This window comes from Paenibacillus sp. MAEPY2 (assembly GCF_000499205.1).
Lineage (GTDB): Bacteria > Bacillota > Bacilli > Paenibacillales > Paenibacillaceae > Paenibacillus > Paenibacillus vandeheii.
Genome location: NZ_AWUK01000038.1, coordinates 107003 through 132112, shown reverse-complemented (window position 1 = coordinate 132112; position 25110 = coordinate 107003). Strand labels below are relative to the sequence as shown.

Sequence of the window (25110 nt, the reverse complement as noted above, 5' to 3'; positions counted from 1 at the left end):
GTTACGGGAAAAAAATCAGACCCGTATCTGCATCATGTTAATGTTCTGTAAATGCAAAAAAGACCGATCTTCTATTAAAAGAAGATTGGTCATCTTATCTTTTGATCGCTAAATTGTTTTCGCACTGCATACAAAGGGCTTTCAATTTCACTTGAATACTTCTTTAATCGGATCAGTAATCCTGTTTATCATTCTTTGGCCTGTGTTCACCTCGGTTAGAGTAACATCCCACATCACGATATTGGTGTTCGGATTTGTACCGTTGTCGAGAACTTTAATGATAAGTTCTTGGGTGCCCTTCAAATTAAACTGAAAAGAGTCCGGCTCACGCTCTCCTCCCAAACTGATGGAATAAATTTCTGCTCCGTCTGCGATAAAGATAATTTCGTTTCTATCGCTGCTTGCAGTGTCGTCAGCATTTCCTGATATGGCGACATGGCCCTCCATCTTTGCATAATTGCCGTTTAATAGATATGAAAACGCATTGTTTTTTTTGTTTTCCAGGCTGTACAGATTGAGTTGAGGTTCAACCCGGGTCGTACCTGCAGCAAAGGTGGTCAGATTTGCATCCCATTGCACAGTCCCTTTGTTGACCGCAAGCTCATTCAGAGCCACGACTTCTCCCTCAACGTTATCTAAATAATGATTGATGCCTCCTACAACAAGAACCATTCCGGTAGAAATGACTACCGCTGTCAGGGCGATTTTAAGCATTCCCTTAAATGTATCTCTATGCTGTATTATGATTCGCTGCGACCAATACCCTACTGCTGCTCCTAAAGTATTTATGATGATATCGTTGAGATCGAACGCCCCCAAGCGGGAGAACATTTGAATCAACTCTATAACCGTGATGCCCATCATAAAAAAGCAGATAAATCGGGTAAAACTGCAACGATACAGCAGCGGGATGACCATTCCAAATGGGATAAATGCAAGAAAATTGCCTAAGTCAAAGAACCAAATTTGGAAGTCTCTTTCCATAGGAAAATGCAAAGGAATACCTTCAAATGTTAAATGGTATCTTAAACCTTGGTCGTGATTAAAAGAGGACCTATTAAAACCTACAAATAAAAAGAATAAAGTTAATATCGTGTACAACCCCAACAGTATAACGACGATTCTCCGTGACTTCCCTTGATACATACAGCAAATCCTTTCTGGTCTGTGTTATCGCTACTTTTTGCAAAAAAAACACACGACAGCCAGCAAGGCTATCGTGTAGCGTTAATCGTGGTTTTTTGAGAAAAGCCATAACCCATAGAGGCTTGTGGATATTCTGTTTCGTTGCTATCAGTATAAGAGAATACTTTAAGCGTTGTCAATTACGCTGACTTACCTGTAGTTCCAGCTCTGAATGGGAATGAAGCTTGGATTTATCTTTTGTTCACAATCTGATTACACCAGACGTGTCCGGTGTCATTGAGAAAGTTGGCGAAACGGTTACTGGCCTGAATATAGGCGATTCGGTATATGTTTTTTTGGATATAAAAAAGCAGTTCATCTTTGATGATGGACTGCTTTTTATATTGTACCGTTGTCTTTGCAATATCGGATTAATTCTCTTGCTCTTCGGCCTGACTAGGCGGAGCCATTAAACCTTTGACGGCACCCATAAACGGATGGATGGATTTAATCATGCCGTAGCCCATTTTCACAACCGGCATGAATTGTTGGATCATGCCGAACATCCGCAAACCGCCGCCAAGCATGCCTCCAGCCGAAGCCCCTCCAAGCCCGCCAAACAGCGAACCCATCATAGGCAGAAAGGATGAAACCTGCGCGCGCGACACTGTGCGTGAACGAGTAGACGGCTTGCGTGTGCCATTCACCCGTTTCCGGTCCTGGGAACGACCACTCTTGTTTCGTGAAACGACCTTTCGTTTGGAAGCACGGGAACTGCCCTCTTTGGTTACCTTGGGCGATATTGTTCCTCCCCCGGTAAGCACCAGGCCTCCGTTATTCACGTCAGAGATGTAACCGATGTACGTTTCACCACTATGAAGAGTCACGTAGACGGGACGGGTCTTATACCGTTTTGCCTTTTGACGTATCTCGTTGGTTTTAGCCATGGAATTTCACCTCACTCCACTGATTTACTTCAGTTTACGCGATAAGTGGACTTCTTGCCTGTGCGAATAGGACATCTGTGTTTGTCAGTGAGTAATAATTATAATGGTAAATCCTTGTTTTTGAAGATGCGAATGCCTAGGAAATAAAGTACTATGCCAACCACGACCAGAGAGACAAACTGAATCGTATAATTGCCTCCGTTTAAAATGGCATGTGTGTCGAATAGCGAGTTCATCGATAGATACTTTAATTTCTCCAAACTGCTATCCACATCTCCCATCAATTTAAGAAGGAAAAATGCCATTGGAATGCCCGCTCCCCACGCCAAGGAATTTTTCGTGAGATTGAATACGCAGGAAAAAAAGAATGAAATACTGCTGGTTGCAAACATTAAAAGGAACAAACCGAGGTTCAGCATGAAATAATTTGTCATATTGATATCCACATCACCCTGGAATACATGGATTGACGTATATCCCGCCAAAGTGATAATCAGGATCATCACGATGAGTGACGTGATCAAGTAAACGGCCTGAGTTAGAACCACCGTACTCCGCTTGGTCGGAGTCGAGAGCAGATAGGCCATAGACCCTCTATCAACCTGTGATGCGATGAGACTGTTAGCGGTCATGATAATAAATACGATGGGCAAAAGTACACCCTGAATCCCATAGAAGGTTTTGGACATCATGCCCAGAAATGTAGCCTCTCCTAACAGGCTGGCTAATGGGGTGTCTTTGACCATGCCCGACATATCAGAGATGGTGCTTGCATCAAACACCGCTATGAGAATGACATGTAATGCCGTCATAATGATTGTAAAAATGAGCCATAATTTGATATTGGCCTTTATCGTTTGTTTGAAAATCGGTTTGCTAAGCATTGATGTTTTCCTCCTCGTAAATCCCTTTGAAGTAATCTTCAAGCGTATACTTTATCTCTTTCATAAATTTGATCGGGTATCTCTTCAAGGTTCCAAATAACACGTTGATCTCCGCATCGTTGATTTGAATCACCACTTGATTATGTTCATCGCGCTTCTTAACGAAATGAAACGGCTCCGATAAAAAGTGCTGGTAATCTTCACGGGCTAAAAATTCGATTTTATACTCTTTGTTTTCATTATGCTTTACCTCGGAGGTGCGCTTGACCGCAATCAGCTTTCCTCCTTTGATTAGAGCTACTTTGTCACATGTATCCTCGACTTCCTCAAACATGTGGCTGGACATAAATATCGTTTTGCCCTTTTTCTTTTCCTCTTTCAAAATATCTACGAATTCAGCCCTCATCAGAGGATCTAACCCTGTCGTTGGCTCATCTAGTATCAAAATTTCAGGATCGGCCATCAAAGCAGCAACAATCGCCGTTTTCTGTTTCATCCCCTTAGACATTCTTTTCAGATTGGCTGTGGGATCGAGCTGCAATTTTTTGATGATACGTTCAGCGTAAGACATGTCCGTTAATCCTAAGACTTCGGCTTGCCTTCTTAGAAACTCGGTGCCCGTCGGTGCATCCGGGAAAGCAATCTCTCCAGGAATATAACCGATTAATTTCTTAATCTCAGCAGATTCCGTCCAGCTATTCATTCCATTGATAGTTACAGTCCCGTTATGAGGCTTCAAAAAGCCCATGATGTGCCGAATAGTCGTTGTTTTACCAGCTCCATTTGTACCAACGAAGCCAAATACCTCGCCTTTATCGATCGTCAGGTTGAGGTCAAATACGCCCTGTCCGTTTCCATAATTTTTCGTCAAATGTTTAATTTCGATGTAAGACATTAGGTGTGGCCTCCCCTGTAACCGTCGAGTTGCGGTCATAAAACTTCATGAAATAATCCTCTAAGGTGAATTTGATTTCGGAGAAAAACTTCACTTCATAATCGGAAATGAAGGAAATAAAAGTGTTGATATTCTGATCATGGATACGCAATATTACTTGTAGTTTGTGAGGCGTTAAGGAAACAACCTCTATGTTTTGTTGTGCTTTTACCTCATCCTCAAAGCGATTGAATGCTTCTGCAATCAGCAATTCCATCTTGAATGTTTTGATTTCGCTACGACGCAAATCATCCGCTACAAAGGACGAGATTAAACGTCCCTCCTTAATGATGGAAATTTTGTCACAAGTCGCATCTATTTCGGAAAAAATATGGCTTGAGATCAAAATGGTTTTACCTTTTTCCTTCTGATCCTTAATGAACTCAATAAACAAATTTTGCATAATCGGATCTAATCCGCTCGTAGGTTCATCCAGTACCAGTACGTCTGGGTCATGCATGAATGCGGTGACGATGGCCAGCTTTCTTTTCATGCCAAGAGACATCCGCTTTAAGCTCCCTGCAGGATTCAGATCGAACTTCTCCATCAAAGCCTGCGTATGTGACATATCCGTAATTCCTCGCAAGCCTGCCATCATGTGAATGAACTGTGTCCCCGTAAGAGCTTCGGGCAAAGCGATTTCTCCCGGTAAATACCCCAGTTGCTTTTGAATGTCAGCCGCACGTTCCCAACTGTTCAGGCCGTTCACGAGAGTTTTTCCCTGCTGCGGACGGGAAAAGCCCATAATATGTCGAATCGTCGTCGTTTTACCGGCTCCGTTTGGTCCTAAAAATCCATACACTTCCCCTTTTTCAATGCTAAAGGAAACGTCGAAAATCCCGCGCTGATGGCCGTAATCCTTTGTTAAATGCTCAATCTCAATGACGGGCATGTTCAGATCCACCCTTTCTCTAATTCACGTTCAAAAGGACAACGTGTTGTTTATCTTGATGTTTTTAATTATAATGGCTATGTAACTGATCAACAATAATCAGAATCATGCGATGTGCCGGATATCCAACACTTTTTGCGATTGTGTATATTTTATTCATAAAGGAGCTGAATTATTGATGCGTGAGCCAAGCAACGACTTACGAATTATTCGAACCAGGGAGCTCATTCGGGAAGCATTAATTGATTTAATTGAGGAAAAAGGATTCGAAGCCATCACGGTGAAGGACATTACGACAAAGGCCAGAATTAATCGCGGAACCTTTTATTCGCATTATCAGGACAAATTTGATCTGATGGCACGAAGTCAAGAAGAGTTTATGAGCAATATGAGGGAAATTGTTAAACAAAACGTTACGGATACAAATGGGGATTTTAAGTCAAACGTTCCCGCTACGGTTCCCTTTAATGTCATGGTTTCCATGTTTGAGTATCTGGACCAAAACAGAAGGTTCATGAGAGCGGTATCCGGTCCCAATGGCGGTCAGTCTTTCCAAACCAAGATGAAGGACTTTTTGTGGAATACACTGTTTGTAAGAAAAGAATTTCCTCTGATTAAGCAAGAAAATTTGCTTGTCCCGAGTGAGTATTTAATTGCTTATTTGGCCTCTGCCCATATCGGCGTCATTGAGCAATGGTTGAATAGTGACGGAACAGAATCTCCGGCTGAGATGGCCCGTATCCTTGCTACAATTACCGTGAAAGGCCCTTTTACTGCAGCTGGACTGAACAATTGATTGCAAAAATTCCAGCGAAAAACTGTCTCACTTTGTACTTCCTATTCCTCTCATCAGCGTTTCCAAAGGTCCCTGGCTTGTAATTTGAGTCATAATCAAGGCAACCTCCCGGGTCGATAGATCATTGCCTTGGGCCATCCAATGCGTTAATAGTCCGATATTGGCCGAGGCGGTAAAAGCTAAGAAGTAATCCCATGGAATAACCGATTCTCTTGGGAGGTGGGATTCGAATTTCTGAATCATGCGCTTCGCCATCAGTTCTTTAAGCTGAATGGGGAGCTGCAAATCACCCTTGGGATCTAGCATGACGCGCAGGTAATCTGCGTGCGACAAAAGATATTCCAATATTTTAAGAATAGAAGGATAGGGTTCTCCACGCTCCGCATATGGCCGTACTTCCATCGGATTAAGTTCAATCGCCAGCATCTGGATTCCTTCAAAAATCTCCTGCTTCAATTGGTCTACCAGGTCAGCTACGTCACGATAATGCAGATAAAATGTGCCTCTGTTAATCTCTGCGCGTTCAGCCAGGTCCATCACACTGATCTTGTTAAGCCCCTTTTCCATCGTCAATTCCAACAAGGCCTGACGAATCAATTTCTTCGTTCGGATCTTGCGTCGATCCATCTTATCTTCCTGATGATTCACTTCGCTCCACTCCTTATTGAACACCTTTTCGAATGGTGTTGATTAATGCCCATTTTATAAAAATGTGATTATTGTATTTCTTGGTGCAATTATTATAATCAACAATGTGAATGTTAATCAACATAATGATCATTATAAGGAGTGAAGTTTGTTGAATCTTTTCAAAAATAAGATGGTGCTGATATCGCCCATTCTTGCTTTGGTCATCATCTTTGTCTTTTCGTTGACGTTGTTTCCGTCGGTTCAGCCCCAGCCCAAGAACTTGCCCATTGCAATCGTAAACGAAGATGAGGGAGCTGAGATCCCTAATCAACCAAAAATGAATATGGGACAGAATATCGTGGAAATGATACAAAAAACAGCAGACTCAGGGAAGGATGAAGAACCGGCAGTAAAATGGGTTAACGTAAACAGCCTGGCGGAAGTTCAAAAAGGGCTGGACCAAAAGGAGTATTATGCAGCATTCGTTATTCCGGCGGATTTTAGCTCTAAGCAGGCATCCCTCATGACAACAGCCCCTTCTTCGCCTGAGGTGCAAATTTTGATCAACCAAGGCATGAACACGGCGGCCTCCACTTTGGCAGGACAGATACTAAACGGAATCGTCGATAATATGAATAACACGGTTCGTTCCCAATTGATGGAGGGATTCAAAGCTCAAGGAGCGACATTAACCGTAGAACAGGCATCTCTTCTGGTAAATCCTATCACCAAGAAAGTCACCAATGTGAACGAAATTGGTACACACAGCGCTAATGGTAACGCGCCAATTTCTTTGTTCCAGCCTCTGTGGATGTCCAGCCTGGCGAGTGCAGCCATTATTTTTATGGCGATAAAAAAAATGCCGTCCCGTTCAAGAAGAGATGGTCTTTCTTTAAAAATAGGACAGATTGTAACAGGAGCGGTCATCGCCGTTGTGGTGGGATTCGGCTTTGCCTGGATTGCTGATGGAATGGTCGGGCTGCAAATTCCACAATTTACAGATACGGCCTGGTTCCTGTCCATCTCTTTCTTCAGCTTTTTCCTCTTGATTTCGGCTGTGGTTTCCCTAGTTGGATTTGGCGGAATTTCCATTTTTGCACTACTGCTATTCTTTGGCGGGCCGCTGCTGGCTCTAGCTCCAGAGATGTTGTCCCCCTTTTACCGGGATTGGGTATATTCTTGGCTTCCAATGCGTTATATGGTAGACGGTTTACGGGAGTTATTCTTCTTCGGTCATGGATTGACCTGGAATACATCGTTATCCGTTCTGATTTGGATCGGACTTGCGGGTATGGCCGTCATTTTAGCCACTGCTTTCATGCCCCATCTCAAAAAGGAGAGCACGAAGGAGCTCCAGCATAATCTAAATTAGAGCAAATCGTTCTATTAAATGAACAATCACGAGTACCAGTACCACTAGATAAAATCATATTATTTACTATTCATCTTTCTAAAAAATACAGACGTACTAAGCGGATTCTCCGGCTTAGTACGTCTGTTTCTCAATGATTATAGCGCGCTTATGCAGCTATGAATTACCAGGCGTATACACCCTTCTCATCCAAAAATTCACCGTTATGATGTTTGCCATCTGTCGCATACCCCACGATTATCGCAGCGGCTGCTTCTTTTGTTTTGCCGCCTTCAGCATTGCCATTAAGATCAGTTGATGTGAATCCAGGCGTTACCGCAAATACTTGAGCCCTGCTGCTTTTGAGTTCATAAGCCATCGAAACTGTCATGGCATTGTTGGCCGTTTTGGATGAATTATAATCGAATGCGTTTAAAGCAAATTCAGCATTTTGCATATGATCCAGAGAAGCCATGTCGGTTGATACATTGATAATTGTGCCTTCATTATCTTTAATTAACGGAAACAATCGCTGATTCAGACGGAAGGTTCCGAAAAAGTTGACTTCGAAGGCGTTCCGCAGATTCTCCTCTTTGGTATCCGTAAAAGAACGGGAGAAAGCACCTGGCATACCTGCATTATTAATCAGAAGCGTTAAGTCCTGATAATTCTTGGTGATCCTATCGGCTGCCCGTTCAATGCTTTTCAAATCAGTCATGTCGATTTGTACAAATTCGATATCTAATCCCTCGGAGATTAACTCGGAAACAGCGGCTTCTCCCCGTTCGGCACTGCGTGCACCAAGGATAACTTTCCAGCCTGCTTGACCTAGCTGTTTAACGACTTCGAATCCTATTCCTTTATTTGCTCCTGTTACAAAAGCGGTCTTTTTCATGAGAATCCCTCTTTCTCTGATTTGATTTCATCTTTAACAATGTATAAGTTACTATGCTACACTTAGTGTAGGTCAACAATAAATTATTGAAAAAGAGGGCTAGCATGTTAACGATTGGAGAAGTGGCGAAGAAAGTCGAGATTGGAATCGGAGCGATCCGCTTTTATGAAAGAAAGGGACTGTTGAAACCAGCTGCGCGAAGCGAGCAGAATAATCGTCTGTACTCGGATGATGATTTGAACTGGCTCGTTTTTATCAAATGTCTTCGCGAAACCGGGATGAGTGTGGAGGACATCAAAACCTATTATGATATGGTAAATGAAGGAACCTCAACCCTGCCGGAAAGAATCCAGCTGATTCAAGATCAAAAGCAAAAGCTGCTGAAAGACATTGAGGAGAAAGAAGCTCAGCTTGTTCATTTGGATAACAAACTGGAGCGTTATTATCGCGGAGAAAATTATTAATATAAGCATTAGCATAAGCCAGACGTTGAACAAACAAAAGGTAGTCGATCACGATGATCGGCTGCCTTTTGTTTTTATATGTTGACAGTGATAATCGTTATCAATAATGTGGACATAGGTGTACAACGATTAATTTCAGGTTTATCGGCTTACTACTATCGAAATGAGGTACGCAACGTGAAAATAGATGTGAATCAATTAGCAGGGCATTTTGCACACATTCCTTTTCAAGTAGAAGGAATATATCGATATGCTACCAATCCAGGGGTGCCTCACGCAGACTATACAAGCTCTTTTCCCGGGTTTGTTTTTCCACTTACAGGGAAGATCCAATTTCACTTTAATGGAATGCCTTATGTTCTTTCGCCAGGAAAAGTTGTGCACGGGGGAGCGAAAATGAAACTGGATAAAAAAATGTTTGATAACACCACCTGGGAGTATATCCTTGTTCAATATCGGATCTGTAACTCAGAACTAGAAGCGTCGAGTTTTTCTCATCAGCATTTTGAATTATTAACCGGACAATCTCCTCGTCTTCTCGAATTAATTATGCGACTTTGGCATGTGTATAATCAGCGTGGAGGCATTTCGATGTTTCAGACCGAGATGCTGTTTCGCGATGTACTGAACGAAGCCTTAATATGTGTTGTGAATAGGCAAATTAGCAGTGAATCACATGGTCTATTCGAACGGGTATCTAATTATATTCATGAATACTATTATCAAGGCCTTACAATAGCATCGCTCGCAGAACAATATAACGTTAATCGAAATCGGCTTTCTTACGTATTTAGAAAGTATTCAGGCATGGGGCCAGCAGAATATTTATTAAAATACCGCATCAACATGGCGCAAAAAATGCTATTTACAAGTGATGTGCCCGTACAGCAAATTGCACAAACTGTTGGCATTACTGACCCCTTTTATTTTAGTAAAGTGTTCAAGAAACAATTTGGTTTTTCTCCTACTGAATATCGACAGAAGTTCATCAATAATCCATGCTAACTTCAACAGGCATCCATTTTAAACAAATCATTAAATGAGTATACTTACGGCAGGCCAAATAAAACATCATGCTAGATGTTGTAGTCAAACAAACAAGGAGGGATTACTATCCATTATCAAACTATTAAACTAAGTGAAGAACTATCTAAATTAAACGATCATTGGTCACCGAAATTAATTGGTGAAATGAATGACTACCAATTTAAAATCGTTAAGATTACTGGGGAATATGAATGGCATGTTCATCACGAAACCGATAAGTTATTTTTTGTTATCGAAGGCGAGATGATCATTGATTTTCGTGATGGTCAAGTGAGAATCTCCAAGGATGAGATGTTTATTGTCCCAAAAGGACTCGAAATCAAGCCTTCCTCCGAAAAGGAATGTCATATCATGTTGATGGAGCCTAGAGAAGTAGACACTGGCGGAACTGAGTCCAAATAAAGAGCAGTCAATTGTTACCTGGATCTAGTGTTTACTTTAATAGCACGAACTCAATGTATGAGAAAATGGTTCGCGTAACCGTATTTCGTCGAACGTTATGGTTGTATTCTAAGAAATTGATCAAATATATTCAAGAAAGGAGCTGAACCAGAAGCTCCTTTCTTATTTTTTTTTAAACACTTTGATTATTACCTGTATTTTCACATATTGAGTCAAATCGAGGATAGTAAGGCTTAACAACTGAATGTCAACTTATCGCCATACAATTACGAAAATCCATTGACTTGTCTATGATATTTTTAATGTTGTTATGATAATTCTGATATATTAGTACTTGGAAATGAATGATTTTGAAGTAATTTAGGAGGAATAAGATGTGTTAGTAGCGGTATTAAGTATGCTTATGGTTGTTCTGTTCTCAGCATACATTGTTCTAAAGACGTATAAGCGAAAAGGAAAACTTACAGGTATGCCTGGCATGATGGTAGCCATGACCGTAGGGATGATGTCAAGCCTTGCACTTGGTGTACAACTTGGCATTTTGTTCCCGCGTGACTTAACCGTCCCATCAATTACCGCCATCTTGTTCGGCCTGGGAGCTGGATATTTCACAGGCAAACCCATTAGTCTATTGGCAGCGTTGGATGGGATGTTGGCAGGAATTATGGGAGGCATGATGGGCGCCATGCTTGGGGTAATGCTGGGTCCTTCCTATATCATGGTGTTATTTGTTGATATCCTATTTATTTTTATTTTGAGTGTTGCTCTTCAATTGACCGATCAAGCAACGGATAACAGCCCCGAAACAAATAAAAGTGGAATCAGTATTCCGTTTATTGGAGGTATACTAACGGTTGCTTTTGGAGTTGTGGCTGTGGGTACAACGTTGTTTTACCAATATCAACCGAATCAAACATCTGTAATTCAATCGCAGGAACCACAGGTTAAGAAAGACAATTCCCTTCAAGATAATTCAGGATATCAGGTTGTTTCAGTTGATGTAAAATCAGATGGTTTTAGTCAAGAAAACATTGAAGTAAAAGCTGGTGTTCCGACGAAAATCAATTTCATAAAGCATACAGGCTATACATGTATACGAAGCGTTCAGTCTAGAGATTTAGGATTAGATGTTTATCTTGAAAAGGGCGATAACTTCATAACCTTAAATGATCTGAAGCCTGGAACATATGAATTCAATTGTGGTATGTACATGTATTATGGAACGATCACTGTAGTATAAGTGAGAACTCTCCACTCCCCTCCCAGCCCCACATCTCTTCTCAGATTTGAATTCAAATGAAAAATTCCATGGATCAAGTTGCAAGATCCATGGAATACGTTTCGGACGGCTTTAAGTTGAAAGCTATGAAAAAGCTATGAATATAAACTCTTGTCTTCCAGGTCGGAAGAGCCGGGGATGACAGTACATCTGATTATGGAGGGGGAATGGACAGAAACGTACCATTGTAACCGTTGTGTAAGATCAATCAGACTGACATAATATCCGTGACCCGCACCTGTATCAATTCCCATCTTTCCTGCTCCAACCCATATTTGCCATGGAGGAACAAGAAAACGGTACGTCGAGGTATGACCGAATACAATCGTATACTCAGGGTTAACCGGGCTTTCAAAAAATGGTTGTCTAATCTCGGTCAGATCTTCAGCAGTTTGAAGGTCCAGTGGGATTCCAGGACGAATGCCAGCGTGTACAAACAAATAAGAATCACATGTATGCCATAGCGGCATTTGATCCAGAAATTGGCGAACATATGTGATCTCATCGTTTCTTGCCGGGATTGAATCCGGCATGGAACGCAGCCACTTGCGTTCATTATTCCCCTGTAAGGCAACAGCCCCTTTTCTAGTCAGCTCATGCACCAACTGGAGTGTTCCCCATGAATCCGGCCCCTTATTTACGTAATCTCCCAAAAGAACGAGACGGTCCCTTTCAGAATTATAACCTGAAGCAACCAACAGCTGCTCCAGAAGATGTCCATGTCCGTGTATATCAGACACGGCCAGTAGTCTACTCATCTTCCGTGTGTGCTCCTCCCCGGTAGATCATGGTTTGCTCGGGGGAAAATTGAACCCAGCATGCCGAGCCCGGTTCCAGAGGTTCAACATGAAAAGCATGGATACGTTGATTATCCTCTGTAACGATAATTACTCTCCAATGTATGCCTTCAAAAATAGTTTGTGTAACCGTTCCTCTGATCTCATTATGATTTCCTTCCTCTTCTGTTGCACGAAGCGCTAATTGATCCGGATGAAGCATAATTACCGCTTGCTGTCCGCCCACACCTTGATCCATCATTTTCCCGCCTATACACTGGCCTGCAATCATTACGGATGATGCTCCTATCGTATAGATCCCGTTAAGCCGGTTATGGTAACCCATTAATCGGGCAACCCAGGGTGTTGCCGGACGGGTAAATAATTGCTGAGGTTCGGCATATTGATCGATTTTCCCTTCACGCAGCACCAAAATCCGGTCAGCCAAAGTAAAAGCCTCCAGCATGTCATGGGTAACATACAGCACGGTGGTCTCCAGGTCCGACAAAAGATGGCCCAGTTCACTTCTCATTTCGGTCCTAAGCTTCACATCAAGATTGGATAACGGCTCGTCCATCAGTAGTATGGATGGTTCCGTTGCCAGTGCTCGCGCCATTCCGGCGCGCTGCTGCTGCCCACCCGAGCATTGGGAGGGTAGACGGTCAAGCAGCCCGTCCAGCTGCAGCATCGCTTGCAGGCGATCCAGTCGCTGAGTACGAGTAATAGAGTCGATTTTCCCCCGCTTCATGCCATACTCGATATTCTGACGAATCGTCATATGAGGCCACAGGGCATAATCCTGGAACACCATGTTTACGGGACGCTTTTCAGGAGGGATATACTGCTGGCTGCTGTCCACTCGTTTTCCGTCCATTTCAATGCTTCCTCCATCCACCCTCAGCAGTCCAGCAATCAATTGCAGCAAGGTGGATTTCCCACATCCCGAAGGGCCGAGAATGCAGATTCTCTCCCCGTGATTCATGGTAAAAGACAGCGGCCTGAGCACGACCTGTTTATCGAAGGATTTGTGCACCCCGTCCAGTTTAAGAATTGAATTCATATGGTTAAGCCTCCTTGTTATCCCGTATGGGTATGCCTTTCCTGTAAGTTGCTTCTTTTACCCTCTCGGCGATCACTCCATCTAAATACGGCCTCTCCTGCCAATTGAGTGAGTACAATGATTAAGAGAACCATACCTCCGCTGAGAAGAGTTGCTGCGGTTGCATAACCGTAACGGCCAAACTCAAAGGCTTGGTCAATCACAAGCGGCATCAGCACATAATTGGCTGGCTGCAGCATTGAAGTCAGAGCAAGATCAAATACACTTGTGCCAAAAGCTGTCAGGACGGCAAGCAGCAATGATCTGCGTACCAAAGGAAGAACAATGTGCAGCATTCGGGCCATTGTTCCTGCTCCCTGTACTGCTGCAGCATTGAGGATCGAGGACGAGATTGTGCCGAAAGATCCCAACTGAACACGTACGGCATATGGAATGGCGCCTGCAATAACTGCGATCACTAGCAGCGAGGGAGTCCCATAGAGATGAAGATTGACTGCCTCCAGCCACTTTTGATTCCAAATGAAAATGTAGCCAATACCCATTACAATCCCCGGTACAGCCAGGGATATGATTGAAAATAACTGCAGCCAGATCTTCATTTTAAATTCCGTAAATGTAAGAACATAAGCTACGATGAATCCAATGATGATACTAATGCCTGCCGCGATTGCAGCAATCGTTAATGAATGAAGCATCCCTTCCAAAAAACTGAGCTGTTTGTGATCTATGGACGACCCTGAAAACAGAGAAAAATAATGCTCGAAGGTTAAATTTTGCAGAACCAATCCATTACCCGCTTTTTTCATCAGGGAAACGCACAGACTGCTGCCCACCGGAATACCGATACTCATCATTAAAAATATAATGGTTACTGCATTTAAAAGGATTGTTCTCTTCGGTCTGACTTTAAGCATTCTGACCGCTCTGGCATTCAAAAAATCAAACCTGGACCTGCGCAGGGACAACAGGAGTACCGCCATGGCGATTGCCAGTAGTACGACCAAATAAAAAGCAAGTACCCCAGCCATGTCAAATCGAACAGGAGATTGATAGATAGCAGAATAGATTGAATACGTCAGTGTAGGAAAACGGTAGACGGTGGACAATGCTGCTGGCAATCCAAAATCACCGACAGTATCTATAAATACCAGCGTGGCTCCCGCTACAATGGAAGGAGCTGCAAGTGGCAGCTCCACAGTGCGCCATACGGTCCATGGGTGTGCGCCATTCAAACGGGCAGCATGTCCATACTGGCTGACATTCCATTCCGTTGCGGCAAGAACTGTCAGATAAGCCAGAGGAAATTTGCTCAGGGCCATGATGACCATAAGCCCGTATGGTTGAAACAGAGCAGCTGTCACCCAGTTTATACCCAGTAATCGGCTGGCAAGTCCGTCGGCACCAGCAAATAGCACCCACCCTTGCGCCAGCATGAATGAGGGCGCGATGAGCAGCAGCCAGACTCCGGCATCCAATAGACGTCCAGATGCAAAGTTCCAGCGTGCTCTTACCATAGCTAACGAAGCTCCAATCAACGTGCCCAGCAGTGCTGTTCCTATGCCAAGCCACAAGGAGTTAAACAACGACTGGCGCCACAAAGGACGGTGTAAAATCTCCCCAAGCAATCCGAAGCCCTGAAATTGTATGTTGCCAAAAAACAATCCTGGCAAAACCGCGTTCAACAGAACCGCAAGCAGCGGCAGAAAAATCATGATGAATAACAGAAGAGCTGAGCCGACTCCCCAACGAGTTCCGGAATTTTTCATAGGTTATTCCTCTTATTTTACATTCTGGTCAGCAAACCAGGTTTTGATCTGTACCTCATGCTCGGCGGCCCATTCAGCTGGCGGAAGAATGAATTCCGCATTGGTTTCCCGTTCCTTCCTCGCTTCTACTCCCTCAACCAATGGTGTAAAGAAGCTGTCAGATGAATCGAGGGACGCTAACATCTGCTGTGTTTCCGGTTTGAGCATGAACTCTACAAAAGCCTTTGCAGCAGCAGGATTTTTGGTGTATTTACTGATGGCAGCAACACGCAGACTTCCCGGCGCACCATCTTCCGGCCAGATTAGATCGACGGGCTCCCCCGACAACTTCAGGTCATATGCATTGCTCTCCTGCAATGCTGCAATATCGATTTCTCCTGAAACAAGGGCACTGCCCAGAGGACCATTTTTGGGATAAACTCTAAGACCATTCCCCATCATTTGTGCATACTTTTGCTCGCCCTGATCGATGCCCCACTTGTAAAACAGTGCGGAAACGAGCGGATATGCAGGTGCCGCAACAGCCGGATCAGCCTGACCCGCTGTGCCCTTGTATTCAAAAAACTCATCCCAGGTCTTAGGCGCCTGTTCCTTGGTAAGACGATTGGTGTTGTATGCGATAACTGCTGATGCATGGATACTGATTGGAGTATAAGCGTGGTCCTCGGGAACCAGGGAGGAGCCGTATTCGGTCAGATTGCCAATATTTTCAGGCGTCCAATCTGTCATTAGAAATCCCCTGTCAGCCAGATTGCGAATTGATCCGTGACCATCCATCATGACAACATCCCACTGCGGATTGCCTTGCTCGGCTTCAATTTTGGCCAAGGCCTCTCCGCCGCCGTAATGTACAGCCTCGATTTTGTATCCGGTCTGTTTGGCAAATTCGGGTGCAACAATATCAACAAAGTCATTTCCATACAGATAGATGCTCTCTCCTGTGTCCTCTTCTCGTTCAACTGTGCTGCTGTTTACAGCTGTAGACGAGACAGGTGCAGCAGTTTCGCCATTAGACGATCCACTTCCCGTTGTTACCGTTCCTCCTCCGCACCCTGCCGTGATTAATACAAGCAGCAAACTCATTGAACCTAAACTTTTTCCCCAAATGTTCTTCATAATTCTCCCCCTCAATATGTTGCTTGTTCAACCTCTCTTTATCCTAAAGCTATTATTGGGGATTCATATTAGGGGAAAGTAAACACTAATTTAAATGATATTAATGTATTGTATGATAAAATAGATGATATCAATGTTTAAGACGTAAAGGAGTCGTTAGAGGATGAATTTGCAGCAATTGAAGGTGTTTGTCTACGTGGTTGAATTGCAAAAGCTGTACTTAGTCGCTCATAAGCTGAATATCACACAACCGACAGTGACATTCCATCTGAACAAGCTGCAGGAGGATGCAGGGGTTGCTCTATTCCATACCAAAACCTATCATGTCATCAAATTGACGGAAGCGGGCAAGGCTCTGTACCACTATGCCACCCAGATTGTAGCCCTGAATGAGGAAATGCTCCGTACTCTGGATGACCACAGGGGCTCCCAGGCTGGTCGATTGCTGATCGGAAGCACTCACACACCCGCCACATATATGCTTCCAGTATTGTTATCCGAATTCAAACAGCAGCATAATCTGCTCCTGAGTCTTGATGTAAAACCGGCACGCTACATCATGGAGAAAATAAAATATTTCGAATTGGACGTGGGTGTCGTCTCCCATACTTCCCCGGATGACGCTGATCTGATCTTTGAGCCGCTGATGAAAGATGATCTCGTCATTATTTTCCATCCCGATCATCCGCTGGCTCATCAAACTATTGTCCAGCCCAAGGATTTACAGTCATATCCGCTCGTTGCCCATGAAGAGGGCTCAAGTAGTCGTAAGCTAATAGATCAATGGGCAGATGAACATGAAGTCCAGTTCACCCATGCTATTGAAATATCCGGTTCCGAGGCACTGAAATCCATTGTACGCCTTAATCTCGGCATCGGTATGGTTTCTGAAGCCTCGATTATTCAGGAACTGCAAAAGGGAGAGTTAAAGGCCATCCCCATTCCCGACTGGAATCCAGTCAGAACGATCTATGCGGTAAGACATCGCAATAAACTGGTTACTCCAGCTTTAAGCCTTTTTTGGCGCATGTTAGTCACTAGCTTTTCCGTACGAAACGCATGAGTCCTCGTTTCCATTTACAACAAAAAACCGTTAACCTTTTATAGAATTAACGGTTTGAAAATTATAGTTATTACGATCCTTATCCCGATTACCCTCTTGATTTTAAATCCGGTGTCTTATTTATATTTAGCCGGTGGAATGCTTTGCGGGTTATTAAATACATTTTTCGGATCATATTTCGCTTTTACTTTCCGCAGTCTCGTGTAGTTCTTACCATAATAGGTTTGCCCTGGATTTTTAATACCTTGGTCTGGTACGTTAATGTAGGACCCTACAATATAAGGTTGTAATTTCTTTCTCGTGTTCCGAGCTAAGGCAATATTTTTAGCGGCATGGGATGGCTTCACCCATGAGCTGTTCCATTCCACATAAAATTCAGCTTTTCGCCAATAGAACGCAGTGGCTTGAGGAGCTACTCGACTTACAGCACCGCCCCAGTTAAGGAAATAGAACCCGGCTGGTGTGCCTTCCTCCGCTTTTTCCAGAAACTCGCGCATGACTTTGAAGGCTTTATCCGGGAATGGCTGTCTGCCAAAGCCACTGGAAAACTGGTTGCTGTATCTTTGGGTGAGCACAGGATCTGGGGCTAGCAAAAACTTCGTTGCTGCCCTGTATGGCAGGTACAGAATGCTTTTTTTAGTAGGCGTTCCTACGCTAAGAATGGGCTCCAGCTGACGGAGAGCTTCACTCTTCGATCCGAGGTATACCCCTAACATGCTAACATTACCGCCTTTTTTGGGACCAACACTTAATTCACTGCCCAGCTTGGTGCTGGCCTTAGGCGCCCACACTTGCCATTTCTTCACGACTTTTTCGAACTGTTCCCATGGCCAAGTGATACTAAATACAGTAGCTTTGACTGGTGAGCGCCGCACTTTGAATTTATATTTGGTATATACGCCGAAGTTACCGCCGCCACCCCCACGTGTAGCCCACAGAAGATCAGAATTTTGTTTTTTGTTTGCCCGAATGATCCGCCCTTTAGCGTCAACCATTTCGAGTTCGATTAGATTATCGCTGATGAGACCCGTTGTCCTTTGCAGTGGACCAATTCCTCCACCAGGTGTTATTCCACCAATCCCAACCGTTGGACTGTCACCGAACGGGGCCATGAATCCTTGTCGAGCCAGCGTATCCACGAGTCTTCCGACCCGATTACCTGTCTCAACGACGGCTGTTCCGCTTTTTTTGTTTAACTTGATTCTCTTCATTTCACTAACGTCGATGACAATGCCACCATTGACTTGTGAAAGGTTCGGCTCAAGGGCATGCCTACCACTTCTCGGCCGAATAGGGACCTTATTTTGACGCGCCCATCTTATGGCATTTGCTACATCCTGTGTTTTTTGAGCGAACACAAAAACCTTAGGAAATCTGTCCGTATGCGGATCCCAGTTCTTTCGAGCTACTTCATAACCAGGATCACCTTTAAACACCACTCGCCCTGTAAGCTTAACTTTTGAAATCACGCTTCTATCCAACTCCTTAGTAATGAAAATACATCCTTTTCATTAACAAATTAGGCTGATTCCATATAACCTATGTAGGAGAATCATAATGAGTTTGGGCTTATAAAAAAAAAGAAAATATCGGATTACGAGCAACGTAAGCTCGTGATCCGATATTTTCAAATGAAATCACTTTTGCCAAACCATTTACTTTAGTTGGATCTTGAAGACATCTCCGACTTCACCACCAAAAACGATAAAACCACCTTTTGGAAGCTGCGTCGATTGTTGATTGGTCGCTACGGAAAAGTGAACCACTTCACCTTTATCGTTATACACGGCATACCCTCCGCTCTCCGGAGAATCAACGGTTAACGATTTGTTCGCTGAACGGGAGTCGATAGCATACCACCGGGCTTGCCCGTTTGACGGAATGGTGGTAACTCCTGTTTTGCCGGCAAAGATCGGTGTTATGGCATCCTCAGCGATGTACTCCTGTCCATCCTGAATCAAAACTTCAGCTCCATTCTTTGTGTAGAGTTGCAAGTCGAATGCATCTCTTCCATTCATAACAGGAATCTCAACCACATTCTTTGCGTTGTTCGGATCAATGACTTTTGTGCCATTCGTGTATCCATTCTCCGTATCGACGGACAGGTTCTTGATCAGCATCGAAGGAAGCAGATAGAAGATCGACGTTATTTTTTCATCCAGCGCGTAATATTTCGAGCCGTTGCGTGCTTCCCATTTCGCTTTCGTTATTGCTTCCAATGGATTTTGTTCCAGTTTTTGATAATTATAGGTGTTCATCTCCGTTTGGCCTAAACCAGGGAACGTTATATTTGACTGTACTTTAACATACACCTTGTCGTTACGTTCTTTCTCAAAACGGACCTCCACACTTCCATCGGGACTCGTAAATTTCCCTTCACCTGTGTACACGTAGCCCTGCTCCGGGATAAGTCCTCCCTGCAAAGCCGGCAGTTTGAACTCGCTATTTTTAATGTCTATATTCAGCGTTGTACCTACCGTGCCATAAAGACCGGAATACGCAGTCAACTCGGTCGGCATCTTCACTTTGACGGGTGCTGAGAACGTTTGATCGGGCTTGATTTTCTCGATGATACCCTGATCCTCCAGAACCTCCAACAAAACTTTGCTGGCAAACATCTGGTTATACGTAGAAGATCCGCCAGAAGAAAGAACGGCCATCGATATATCATGTTCAGGTATAGTGATTAACGAGGCATGATACAACATGGTGTCTCCACCTTTGGAAAGTGCAGTAACGCCGTAATCGCTGAACGGTGCAAGTGCAACAGCATCCCAACCCAGACCGTAGTTTAAGGTATTTCTTTCTTCAGACACCCAGATTCCATGACGATATTCATGATTTTGCATGGACTCTGCCGAAGATTTGGACAGAATGTCGGGTCTGTTCCCCATCAACACTTCAGCGAATTGGCTCAATTCTTCTGCAGTCGAATAGATACCACCTGTACCGATAATATTGGCATTTTCGATAGGGAGTTTTGTTTCAATCGTAGGCCAATATGTTTCTGATAATCGGTCTCTATCAAAAGAATCAAGAGGGGTCTTGGTTGCTTCCAGCTGTAACGGATTGCTGATGAACTTGGCAATATATTCGCTGTAGCTTAATCCACTCACCCGTTCAACCAATATCTCAAGCAACTGGAAACCATCATTGCAATAAACAGAATAGGCTCCCGGTTTAGATTTAAGCTTTTCTGACTTTAGTTTGAGTAACAATTCATTATGATTGCGGGTATCATTATCGTTAAACAACATGCTGTTCCCATAATGTGTGCCGTAGAGCCCTGATGAATGGTTCATCAGCATGCGCGGCGTAATTTGAGTATATCGGGCATCCGCCATTTCAAAGTCTTTGATATACGAAGTAAGAGGCTGATCCAGATCTATTTTACCGGAATCGACCAGCATCATCGTCGCAGCCGTAACAACCATTTTGCTAACCGAGCCTATGCCAAACATCGTGTCCTTGTCGACTGGTTTTTGGGATGCCTTGTCGTGAAATCCAACACTGTCCGACAAAATGATCTTCCCTTCATCCCTGATGGCATATTGCAACCCTGTGACACCATAATTCTGCACCATCTCTGTGGCGATCTTGTTGGCCTGAACTTCAATTGTTGAGCCCTTGTTCGACTCTGCCATGGCATGTGTCATCGGTGTGACCACAAGCACAGCCGTGCATAACATACTGATCAGTTTTTTCATCTAATAACTTCCTCCTTATGATGCTGCTCATCTGATTGCATTCATCTGATTGCATTCATCATATCGGAGAAGAAATAAATGGAACGATAAAAGTCCCTGAATGGAAAAAAACAATCCCCGAACGGTATGTTCAGGGATTGTTCATGTCAAAAGGAAGCACGACCATGTTATTGAATGTTCGATGATGGTTCTCAATACTCATATGTCCACCATACTTTTCGCACATTCTCGATATATTGGTCAGACCGATCCCATGATACTCCGGATTGGGCTTCTCCGTCTTTAAGTGAGCCAGTTTTTGCTCCACATGATTCAGAATCTGGATGACAAGTGCTGACGCTGTAGAATGAATCGCGATCAGGATATATCTGTCTTCGGCATGTCTTACTTTCTTGGAAGCTTCGATGGCATTATCCAGCATGTTACCGAGTACAACGCACAGGTCATATCGATCAATGAGGACATGTTGTGAATGGAGCTGAATTCGGGTATCAATTTTGATCCCGTTTGCCTGCCCTAGAGCAATGGTATTCGTAACAAGAGCATCGATGACGAGATTGCCAGAGTTCACCCGCTGGTATGCTCCTTCAATCTTATTCAATGTGAGTTTAATATGATCTCCTGCCGAATCCAGCTTGTTTTGCTTAATGCATTCATCAATGTATAGGAACTGCTGATTGATATCGTGAATAATGCTTTTCACATTTTTGAAACTGTGCACCGTCTTCTCATAATTGGCATCCTGATAATCCATCTGACGCTGCAACTGGGCATTTTCATTCGCGAGCTGAACCTTTTCTACCATATTATCGAATACATAAACAATGAACACATTGAGAAAAAGGGAGCCCAGTACGGAGACGACGTAATATATGTTTTTTTCACTATAAGTCGAGGCCACATTGATCTGATAGATCGTAATGGTGGGTACGATCAGAAACAAGAAATAATAACGATAATGCATAGCGAAACTTCTCCGTTTGGCAATCAAACGAACAATCTGGATAACAATGAACATGATACTGCAACCAAGCAGCATCACTTTGGAGAACACCCAATGATATTCCACGTCGAAATGATCCCATATGCTATAATCCGTGGAGTCGATCGCACTCATAATATATACGGCAATGTAATTTACCGTTGTGAGCAGTACTGCATAGAGGATAGTAAAAACAAGTTTTATTATGAATTCCACCTCATAGGATTGTGCCAGGCTGAAGATGAATAACAATGCAAAAGCGGACGAAACGACGGGTGAAAATGAAGATGCCAAATAGAAATAACCCAGCACGACAAATACAATGAAGTAGATTGCTCTATATGGTTTTCGTTTAGGCTTGCCTAGCACTGAATCGAAATAAAAACTCACCTGGAATGCCATAAGTAAGGGAATCCCGATGACGGACAAGATCATATAAGTATCCATATCATTGAATCCTCATAATCATAAATTTAGTATATGCATCTTTGACTTCCTTGACTTTGGAGCGGCCTATGGGCAATTCCGTACCATTTAACATGACGACCTGGGTACCCGCAAACTTCTGAACATGCAACAGGTTGATGATAATTGAACGATGAATCTGCAGGAAACCATGGTCTTTCAAGGCGGTGGCATAACTGGAAAGGATGCCTTTGCTCTCATGCGAATTCTCCTGAGTCACAAATTTTAATTTGTTCTTGATCGTCAAACTTTTCATGACCTCAATCCAGAGAATATCATCGTATTTCAATAGAAGTTCTTCATAATCTGACTTAATCAGTACATACTTTTTGTCCAGCGCTTTAAAATATTGGCACAGCTTAATCATTTTTTCCTCGAAGATATCCGGCAGGATTGGTTTGATTAGATACTGAAAAGTTACTACATCAAAGCTCTCCACCATATACTCCGGATAGCTCGTTAGAAACATGATCTGCACATCCAGATACTTCATATTTCTAATTTCTTTGGCTGTCTGGATCCCATTCATTCCACTCATCTCTACATCCAAGATCAGGACATGAAACGTGTCCCCCACGTTTTTATAATGAGAGACGAGCTGCTCACCGGATGCAAATAATGTAATTTGGAAATCAATATTCGTTTTTAGGGATAAGGAGATCAGCATCATTTTTACAAGTTCTCTTTGTTTCTCCTCGTCATCACAGATTGCAACATTGAACATGTGGGAACATCCGCCCTTCTTTGACATCGACTCTGAATTTCACTCTCGAATATACTATTTTATCATAGGTTTCGGAGCGAATATGGGATGAAATGCATTATTTTGACCCTAAAATGCTGGACCCTTAAAAACGTATCCCAATAAAACAAAAAGGCCGCTAAAATAGCGACTTTTAATGGGATAGTGTTTCTTTGCCCCTTAGCACGAGCCTGCGAGTATGTCTCCCGGCTTGGCATTTTCTTTTAAATGCTTCCCTAGCTGGTTCATTTCCCCTTTTTGTACGCCCTCATTGCAAAAAAGTACGCTACGAGCAAAATCCCAATACACCACGCAAGAGCGATCCATATATCATTGCCAACCGGCTGATCTGACAGTAGCGCTCGAATGGCTTCCACGATCGCTGTCACCGGCTGGTTTTCGGCAAAGGCGCGAACAACCGATGGCATCGACTCGGTCGGCACAAACGCCGAGCTGATAAATGGCAGGAAGATAATCGGGTAGGAAAAGGCGCTTGCGCCATCCACCGTTTTAGCGGACAGACCTGCAATTGCTGCGACCCAAGTCAATGCCAGCGTAAACAGCAAGAGTATGCCGGCTACCGCAAGCCATGGCAGAATCCCTGCCGATGAACGAAAGCCCATAACAAGCGCTACGAGAATGATGACAATGACCGAAATGGCGTTGGATACCAGCGAGGTTAGCACATGTCCCCACAGAACGGCGGAACGTGAAATCGGCATGGTGTGAAACCGCTCCATTATGCCCCGCTGCACATCGGTGAACAGACGGAAAGCCGTGTAGGATACTCCGCTGGCAATCGCAATCAGTAGTATGCCGGGCAACAGGTAATTCACATAGTTATCCGTTCCGGCTTGAATGGCGCCGCCTAACACATAGACGAACAGCAACATCATTGCGATCGGCATGACGGTGACGGTGACGATGGTGTCCATACTGCGGGTAATATGGCGCATGGAGCGCCCGAGCATAACACCCATATCGCTAAAAAAGTGTTTCTTTACGGCTTCCATTTACATGGCCTCCTTCTTACCGACGATTGCGAGGAATATCTCCTCTAATGACGGCTGCTTTTCAACATACTCCACCTTGGCTTGTGGGAACAGCTTTTTCAGCTCCGAGAGCGTGCCACTCGCAATAATCCTGCCTTCGTGCAGAATGGCAATTCGGTCGGCAAGCTGCTCAGCCTCCTCCAAATACTGTGTAGTGAGAAATATCGTCGTACCTCCAGCGGCAAGCTCCCGGACAATCTTCCAAACCTCGATGCGCGACTCGGGGTCAAGCCCAGTGGTCGGCTCGTCGAGGAAAACGATCTGTGGTTTTCCCACGAGACTCAAGGCGATGTCGAGCCTGCGGCGCATACCCCCTGAATACGTAGACGCCCTACGGTCGGCAGCCTCAGTCAGACCAAAACGAGTAAGCATATCGTCTGCAACCTGACGCGGATTTTTGAGGTAACGCAGCTTGGCAATCATGATCAGATTTTCCCGTCCGGTCAGCATTTCATCCACGGCGGCAAATTGCCCGGTCAGACTGATCTCCTGTCGCACATTGTCGGGCTTGGATGCAACGTCGAATCCGTTTACGGTGACAGTTCCGCTGTCTGGTTTGAGCAGCGTGGTGAGAATTTTGACAACCGTTGTCTTGCCCGCCCCGTTGGAGCCGAGCAGGGCAAAAATACTTCCCTTATCCACCTCGAAGTCTACGCCCTTTAGGACTTGCAGCTGCTTGTAGGACTTTTGCAGCCCACTCACTTGAATCGACTTGATTTGCATATTTTCCCCTCC

General features: G+C 43.9%; 24 protein-coding genes. 7 read left to right on the top strand and 17 right to left on the bottom strand.

Translation table 11 applies throughout. The annotated features are described in order from the left end of the window. Positions 1 to 147: 147 nt before the first annotated feature. The 5 genes from P364_RS36665 to P364_RS0127740 form a co-directional block, all read right to left on the bottom strand. Positions 148 to 1146 carry a VanZ family protein gene (locus tag P364_RS36665; RefSeq protein WP_024633293.1) on the bottom strand — a complete coding sequence of 333 codons (999 nt, stop codon included), beginning with the start codon at positions 1144 to 1146 and terminating at the stop codon, positions 148 to 150. 410 nt (positions 1147 to 1556) lie between these two features. Then, entirely contained in the window at positions 1557 to 2072 is a 516-nt protein-coding gene (locus P364_RS0127755; RefSeq protein WP_024633292.1) for a hypothetical protein, read from the bottom strand. A 98-nt stretch (positions 2073 to 2170) separates the two neighbouring features. Next, entirely contained in the window at positions 2171 to 2956 is a 786-nt protein-coding gene (locus P364_RS0127750) for an ABC transporter permease (protein ID WP_024633291.1), read from the bottom strand. After that, a complete protein-coding gene (locus P364_RS0127745; RefSeq protein WP_024633290.1) occupies positions 2949 to 3851 on the bottom strand; it encodes an ABC transporter ATP-binding protein in 903 nt (300 codons plus the stop codon). The genes P364_RS0127750 and P364_RS0127745 overlap by 8 nt, the downstream gene beginning before the upstream one ends. Continuing rightward, positions 3832 to 4782: an ABC transporter ATP-binding protein gene (locus tag P364_RS0127740; RefSeq protein WP_024633289.1), complete on the bottom strand. Its 951-nt coding sequence runs from the start codon at positions 4780 to 4782 to the stop codon at positions 3832 to 3834. The genes P364_RS0127745 and P364_RS0127740 overlap by 20 nt, the downstream gene beginning before the upstream one ends. Positions 4783 to 4960: 178 nt before the next feature. Here P364_RS0127740 and P364_RS0127735 point away from each other — a divergent pair, with 178 nt between their 5' ends. Continuing rightward, positions 4961 to 5578 (top strand): TetR/AcrR family transcriptional regulator, encoded by a 618-nt coding sequence (locus tag P364_RS0127735; RefSeq protein ID WP_024633288.1) that lies wholly within the window; start codon positions 4961 to 4963, stop codon positions 5576 to 5578. A 27-nt stretch (positions 5579 to 5605) separates the two neighbouring features. On the opposite strand, the gene P364_RS0127730 is transcribed toward P364_RS0127735, so the two are convergent. After that, positions 5606 to 6226 (bottom strand): TetR/AcrR family transcriptional regulator, encoded by a 621-nt coding sequence (locus P364_RS0127730; protein WP_024633287.1) that lies wholly within the window; start codon positions 6224 to 6226, stop codon positions 5606 to 5608. A gap of 172 nt (positions 6227 to 6398) precedes the next feature. Here P364_RS0127730 and P364_RS0127725 point away from each other — a divergent pair, with 172 nt between their 5' ends. Continuing rightward, the gene (locus tag P364_RS0127725; RefSeq protein WP_029881345.1) at positions 6399 to 7580 is read left to right on the top strand and encodes a YhgE/Pip domain-containing protein; all 1182 of its coding nucleotides are present in this window, start codon (positions 6399 to 6401) and stop codon (positions 7578 to 7580) included. 163 nt (positions 7581 to 7743) lie between these two features. Here P364_RS0127725 and P364_RS0127720 read toward each other — a convergent pair whose 3' ends face one another. Further along, positions 7744 to 8454 carry an SDR family NAD(P)-dependent oxidoreductase gene (locus P364_RS0127720; RefSeq protein ID WP_024633285.1) on the bottom strand — a complete coding sequence of 237 codons (711 nt, stop codon included), beginning with the start codon at positions 8452 to 8454 and terminating at the stop codon, positions 7744 to 7746. Positions 8455 to 8558: 104 nt separating this feature from the next. Between P364_RS0127720 and P364_RS0127715 the strand changes: the two genes are divergently transcribed. The 4 genes from P364_RS0127715 to P364_RS38315 all read left to right on the top strand — a co-directional run bounded on the left by P364_RS0127715 (position 8559) and on the right by P364_RS38315 (position 11607). Next, complete coding sequence (locus P364_RS0127715) at positions 8559 to 8918, top strand: MerR family transcriptional regulator (RefSeq protein ID WP_024633284.1); 360 nt, start codon at positions 8559 to 8561, stop codon at positions 8916 to 8918. Between the two features lie 177 nt (positions 8919 to 9095). Continuing rightward, positions 9096 to 9923, top strand: a complete 828-nt coding sequence (locus P364_RS0127710) for a helix-turn-helix transcriptional regulator (RefSeq protein WP_024633283.1) — start codon at positions 9096 to 9098, stop codon at positions 9921 to 9923. 108 nt (positions 9924 to 10031) lie between these two features. Then, the gene (locus P364_RS0127705) at positions 10032 to 10367 is read left to right on the top strand and encodes a cupin domain-containing protein (RefSeq protein WP_024633282.1); all 336 of its coding nucleotides are present in this window, start codon (positions 10032 to 10034) and stop codon (positions 10365 to 10367) included. Positions 10368 to 10743: 376 nt separating this feature from the next. Beyond that, positions 10744 to 11607, top strand: coding sequence for a cupredoxin domain-containing protein (locus tag P364_RS38315; RefSeq protein WP_024633281.1), 864 nt, complete (start codon positions 10744 to 10746; stop codon positions 11605 to 11607). A 134-nt stretch (positions 11608 to 11741) separates the two neighbouring features. Here P364_RS38315 and P364_RS0127695 read toward each other — a convergent pair whose 3' ends face one another. Genes P364_RS0127695 through P364_RS0127680 form a run of 4 tightly spaced genes read right to left on the bottom strand, consistent with a single transcriptional unit; the run spans position 11742 to position 16364 of the window. Then, positions 11742 to 12404, bottom strand: a complete 663-nt coding sequence (locus tag P364_RS0127695; protein WP_024633280.1) for a metallophosphoesterase — start codon at positions 12402 to 12404, stop codon at positions 11742 to 11744. Then, complete coding sequence (locus tag P364_RS0127690) at positions 12397 to 13482, bottom strand: ABC transporter ATP-binding protein (protein ID WP_024633279.1); 1086 nt, start codon at positions 13480 to 13482, stop codon at positions 12397 to 12399. The genes P364_RS0127695 and P364_RS0127690 overlap by 8 nt, the downstream gene beginning before the upstream one ends. Before the next feature lie 17 nt (positions 13483 to 13499). After that, positions 13500 to 15248 carry an ABC transporter permease gene (locus P364_RS0127685; protein ID WP_024633278.1) on the bottom strand — a complete coding sequence of 583 codons (1749 nt, stop codon included), beginning with the start codon at positions 15246 to 15248 and terminating at the stop codon, positions 13500 to 13502. A 12-nt stretch (positions 15249 to 15260) separates the two neighbouring features. Then, positions 15261 to 16364, bottom strand: coding sequence for an ABC transporter substrate-binding protein (locus P364_RS0127680; protein ID WP_024633277.1), 1104 nt, complete (start codon positions 16362 to 16364; stop codon positions 15261 to 15263). A 163-nt stretch (positions 16365 to 16527) separates the two neighbouring features. Between P364_RS0127680 and P364_RS0127675 the strand changes: the two genes are divergently transcribed. Continuing rightward, positions 16528 to 17427, top strand: coding sequence for a LysR family transcriptional regulator (locus tag P364_RS0127675; RefSeq protein ID WP_024633276.1), 900 nt, complete (start codon positions 16528 to 16530; stop codon positions 17425 to 17427). Positions 17428 to 17543: 116 nt separating this feature from the next. Here the strand turns inward: P364_RS0127675 and P364_RS0127670 are convergent, their stop codons facing one another. From P364_RS0127670 to P364_RS0127645, 6 genes are all read right to left on the bottom strand, one after another. Next, positions 17544 to 18893 carry an FAD-binding oxidoreductase gene (locus P364_RS0127670; protein WP_442952273.1) on the bottom strand — a complete coding sequence of 450 codons (1350 nt, stop codon included), beginning with the start codon at positions 18891 to 18893 and terminating at the stop codon, positions 17544 to 17546. A 189-nt stretch (positions 18894 to 19082) separates the two neighbouring features. After that, positions 19083 to 21134: a serine hydrolase domain-containing protein gene (locus tag P364_RS0127665; protein WP_024633274.1), complete on the bottom strand. Its 2052-nt coding sequence runs from the start codon at positions 21132 to 21134 to the stop codon at positions 19083 to 19085. Between the two features lie 130 nt (positions 21135 to 21264). Beyond that, entirely contained in the window at positions 21265 to 22563 is a 1299-nt protein-coding gene (locus P364_RS0127660; RefSeq protein ID WP_024633273.1) for a GHKL domain-containing protein, read from the bottom strand. Between the two features lies 1 nt (position 22564). After that, positions 22565 to 23305 carry a LytR/AlgR family response regulator transcription factor gene (locus P364_RS0127655; RefSeq protein WP_024633272.1) on the bottom strand — a complete coding sequence of 247 codons (741 nt, stop codon included), beginning with the start codon at positions 23303 to 23305 and terminating at the stop codon, positions 22565 to 22567. A 263-nt stretch (positions 23306 to 23568) separates the two neighbouring features. Further along, a complete protein-coding gene (locus P364_RS0127650) occupies positions 23569 to 24336 on the bottom strand; it encodes an ABC transporter permease (RefSeq protein WP_024633271.1) in 768 nt (255 codons plus the stop codon). Continuing rightward, positions 24337 to 25098 carry an ABC transporter ATP-binding protein gene (locus P364_RS0127645; RefSeq protein ID WP_024633270.1) on the bottom strand — a complete coding sequence of 254 codons (762 nt, stop codon included), beginning with the start codon at positions 25096 to 25098 and terminating at the stop codon, positions 24337 to 24339. Positions 25099 to 25110 lie beyond the last annotated feature (12 nt).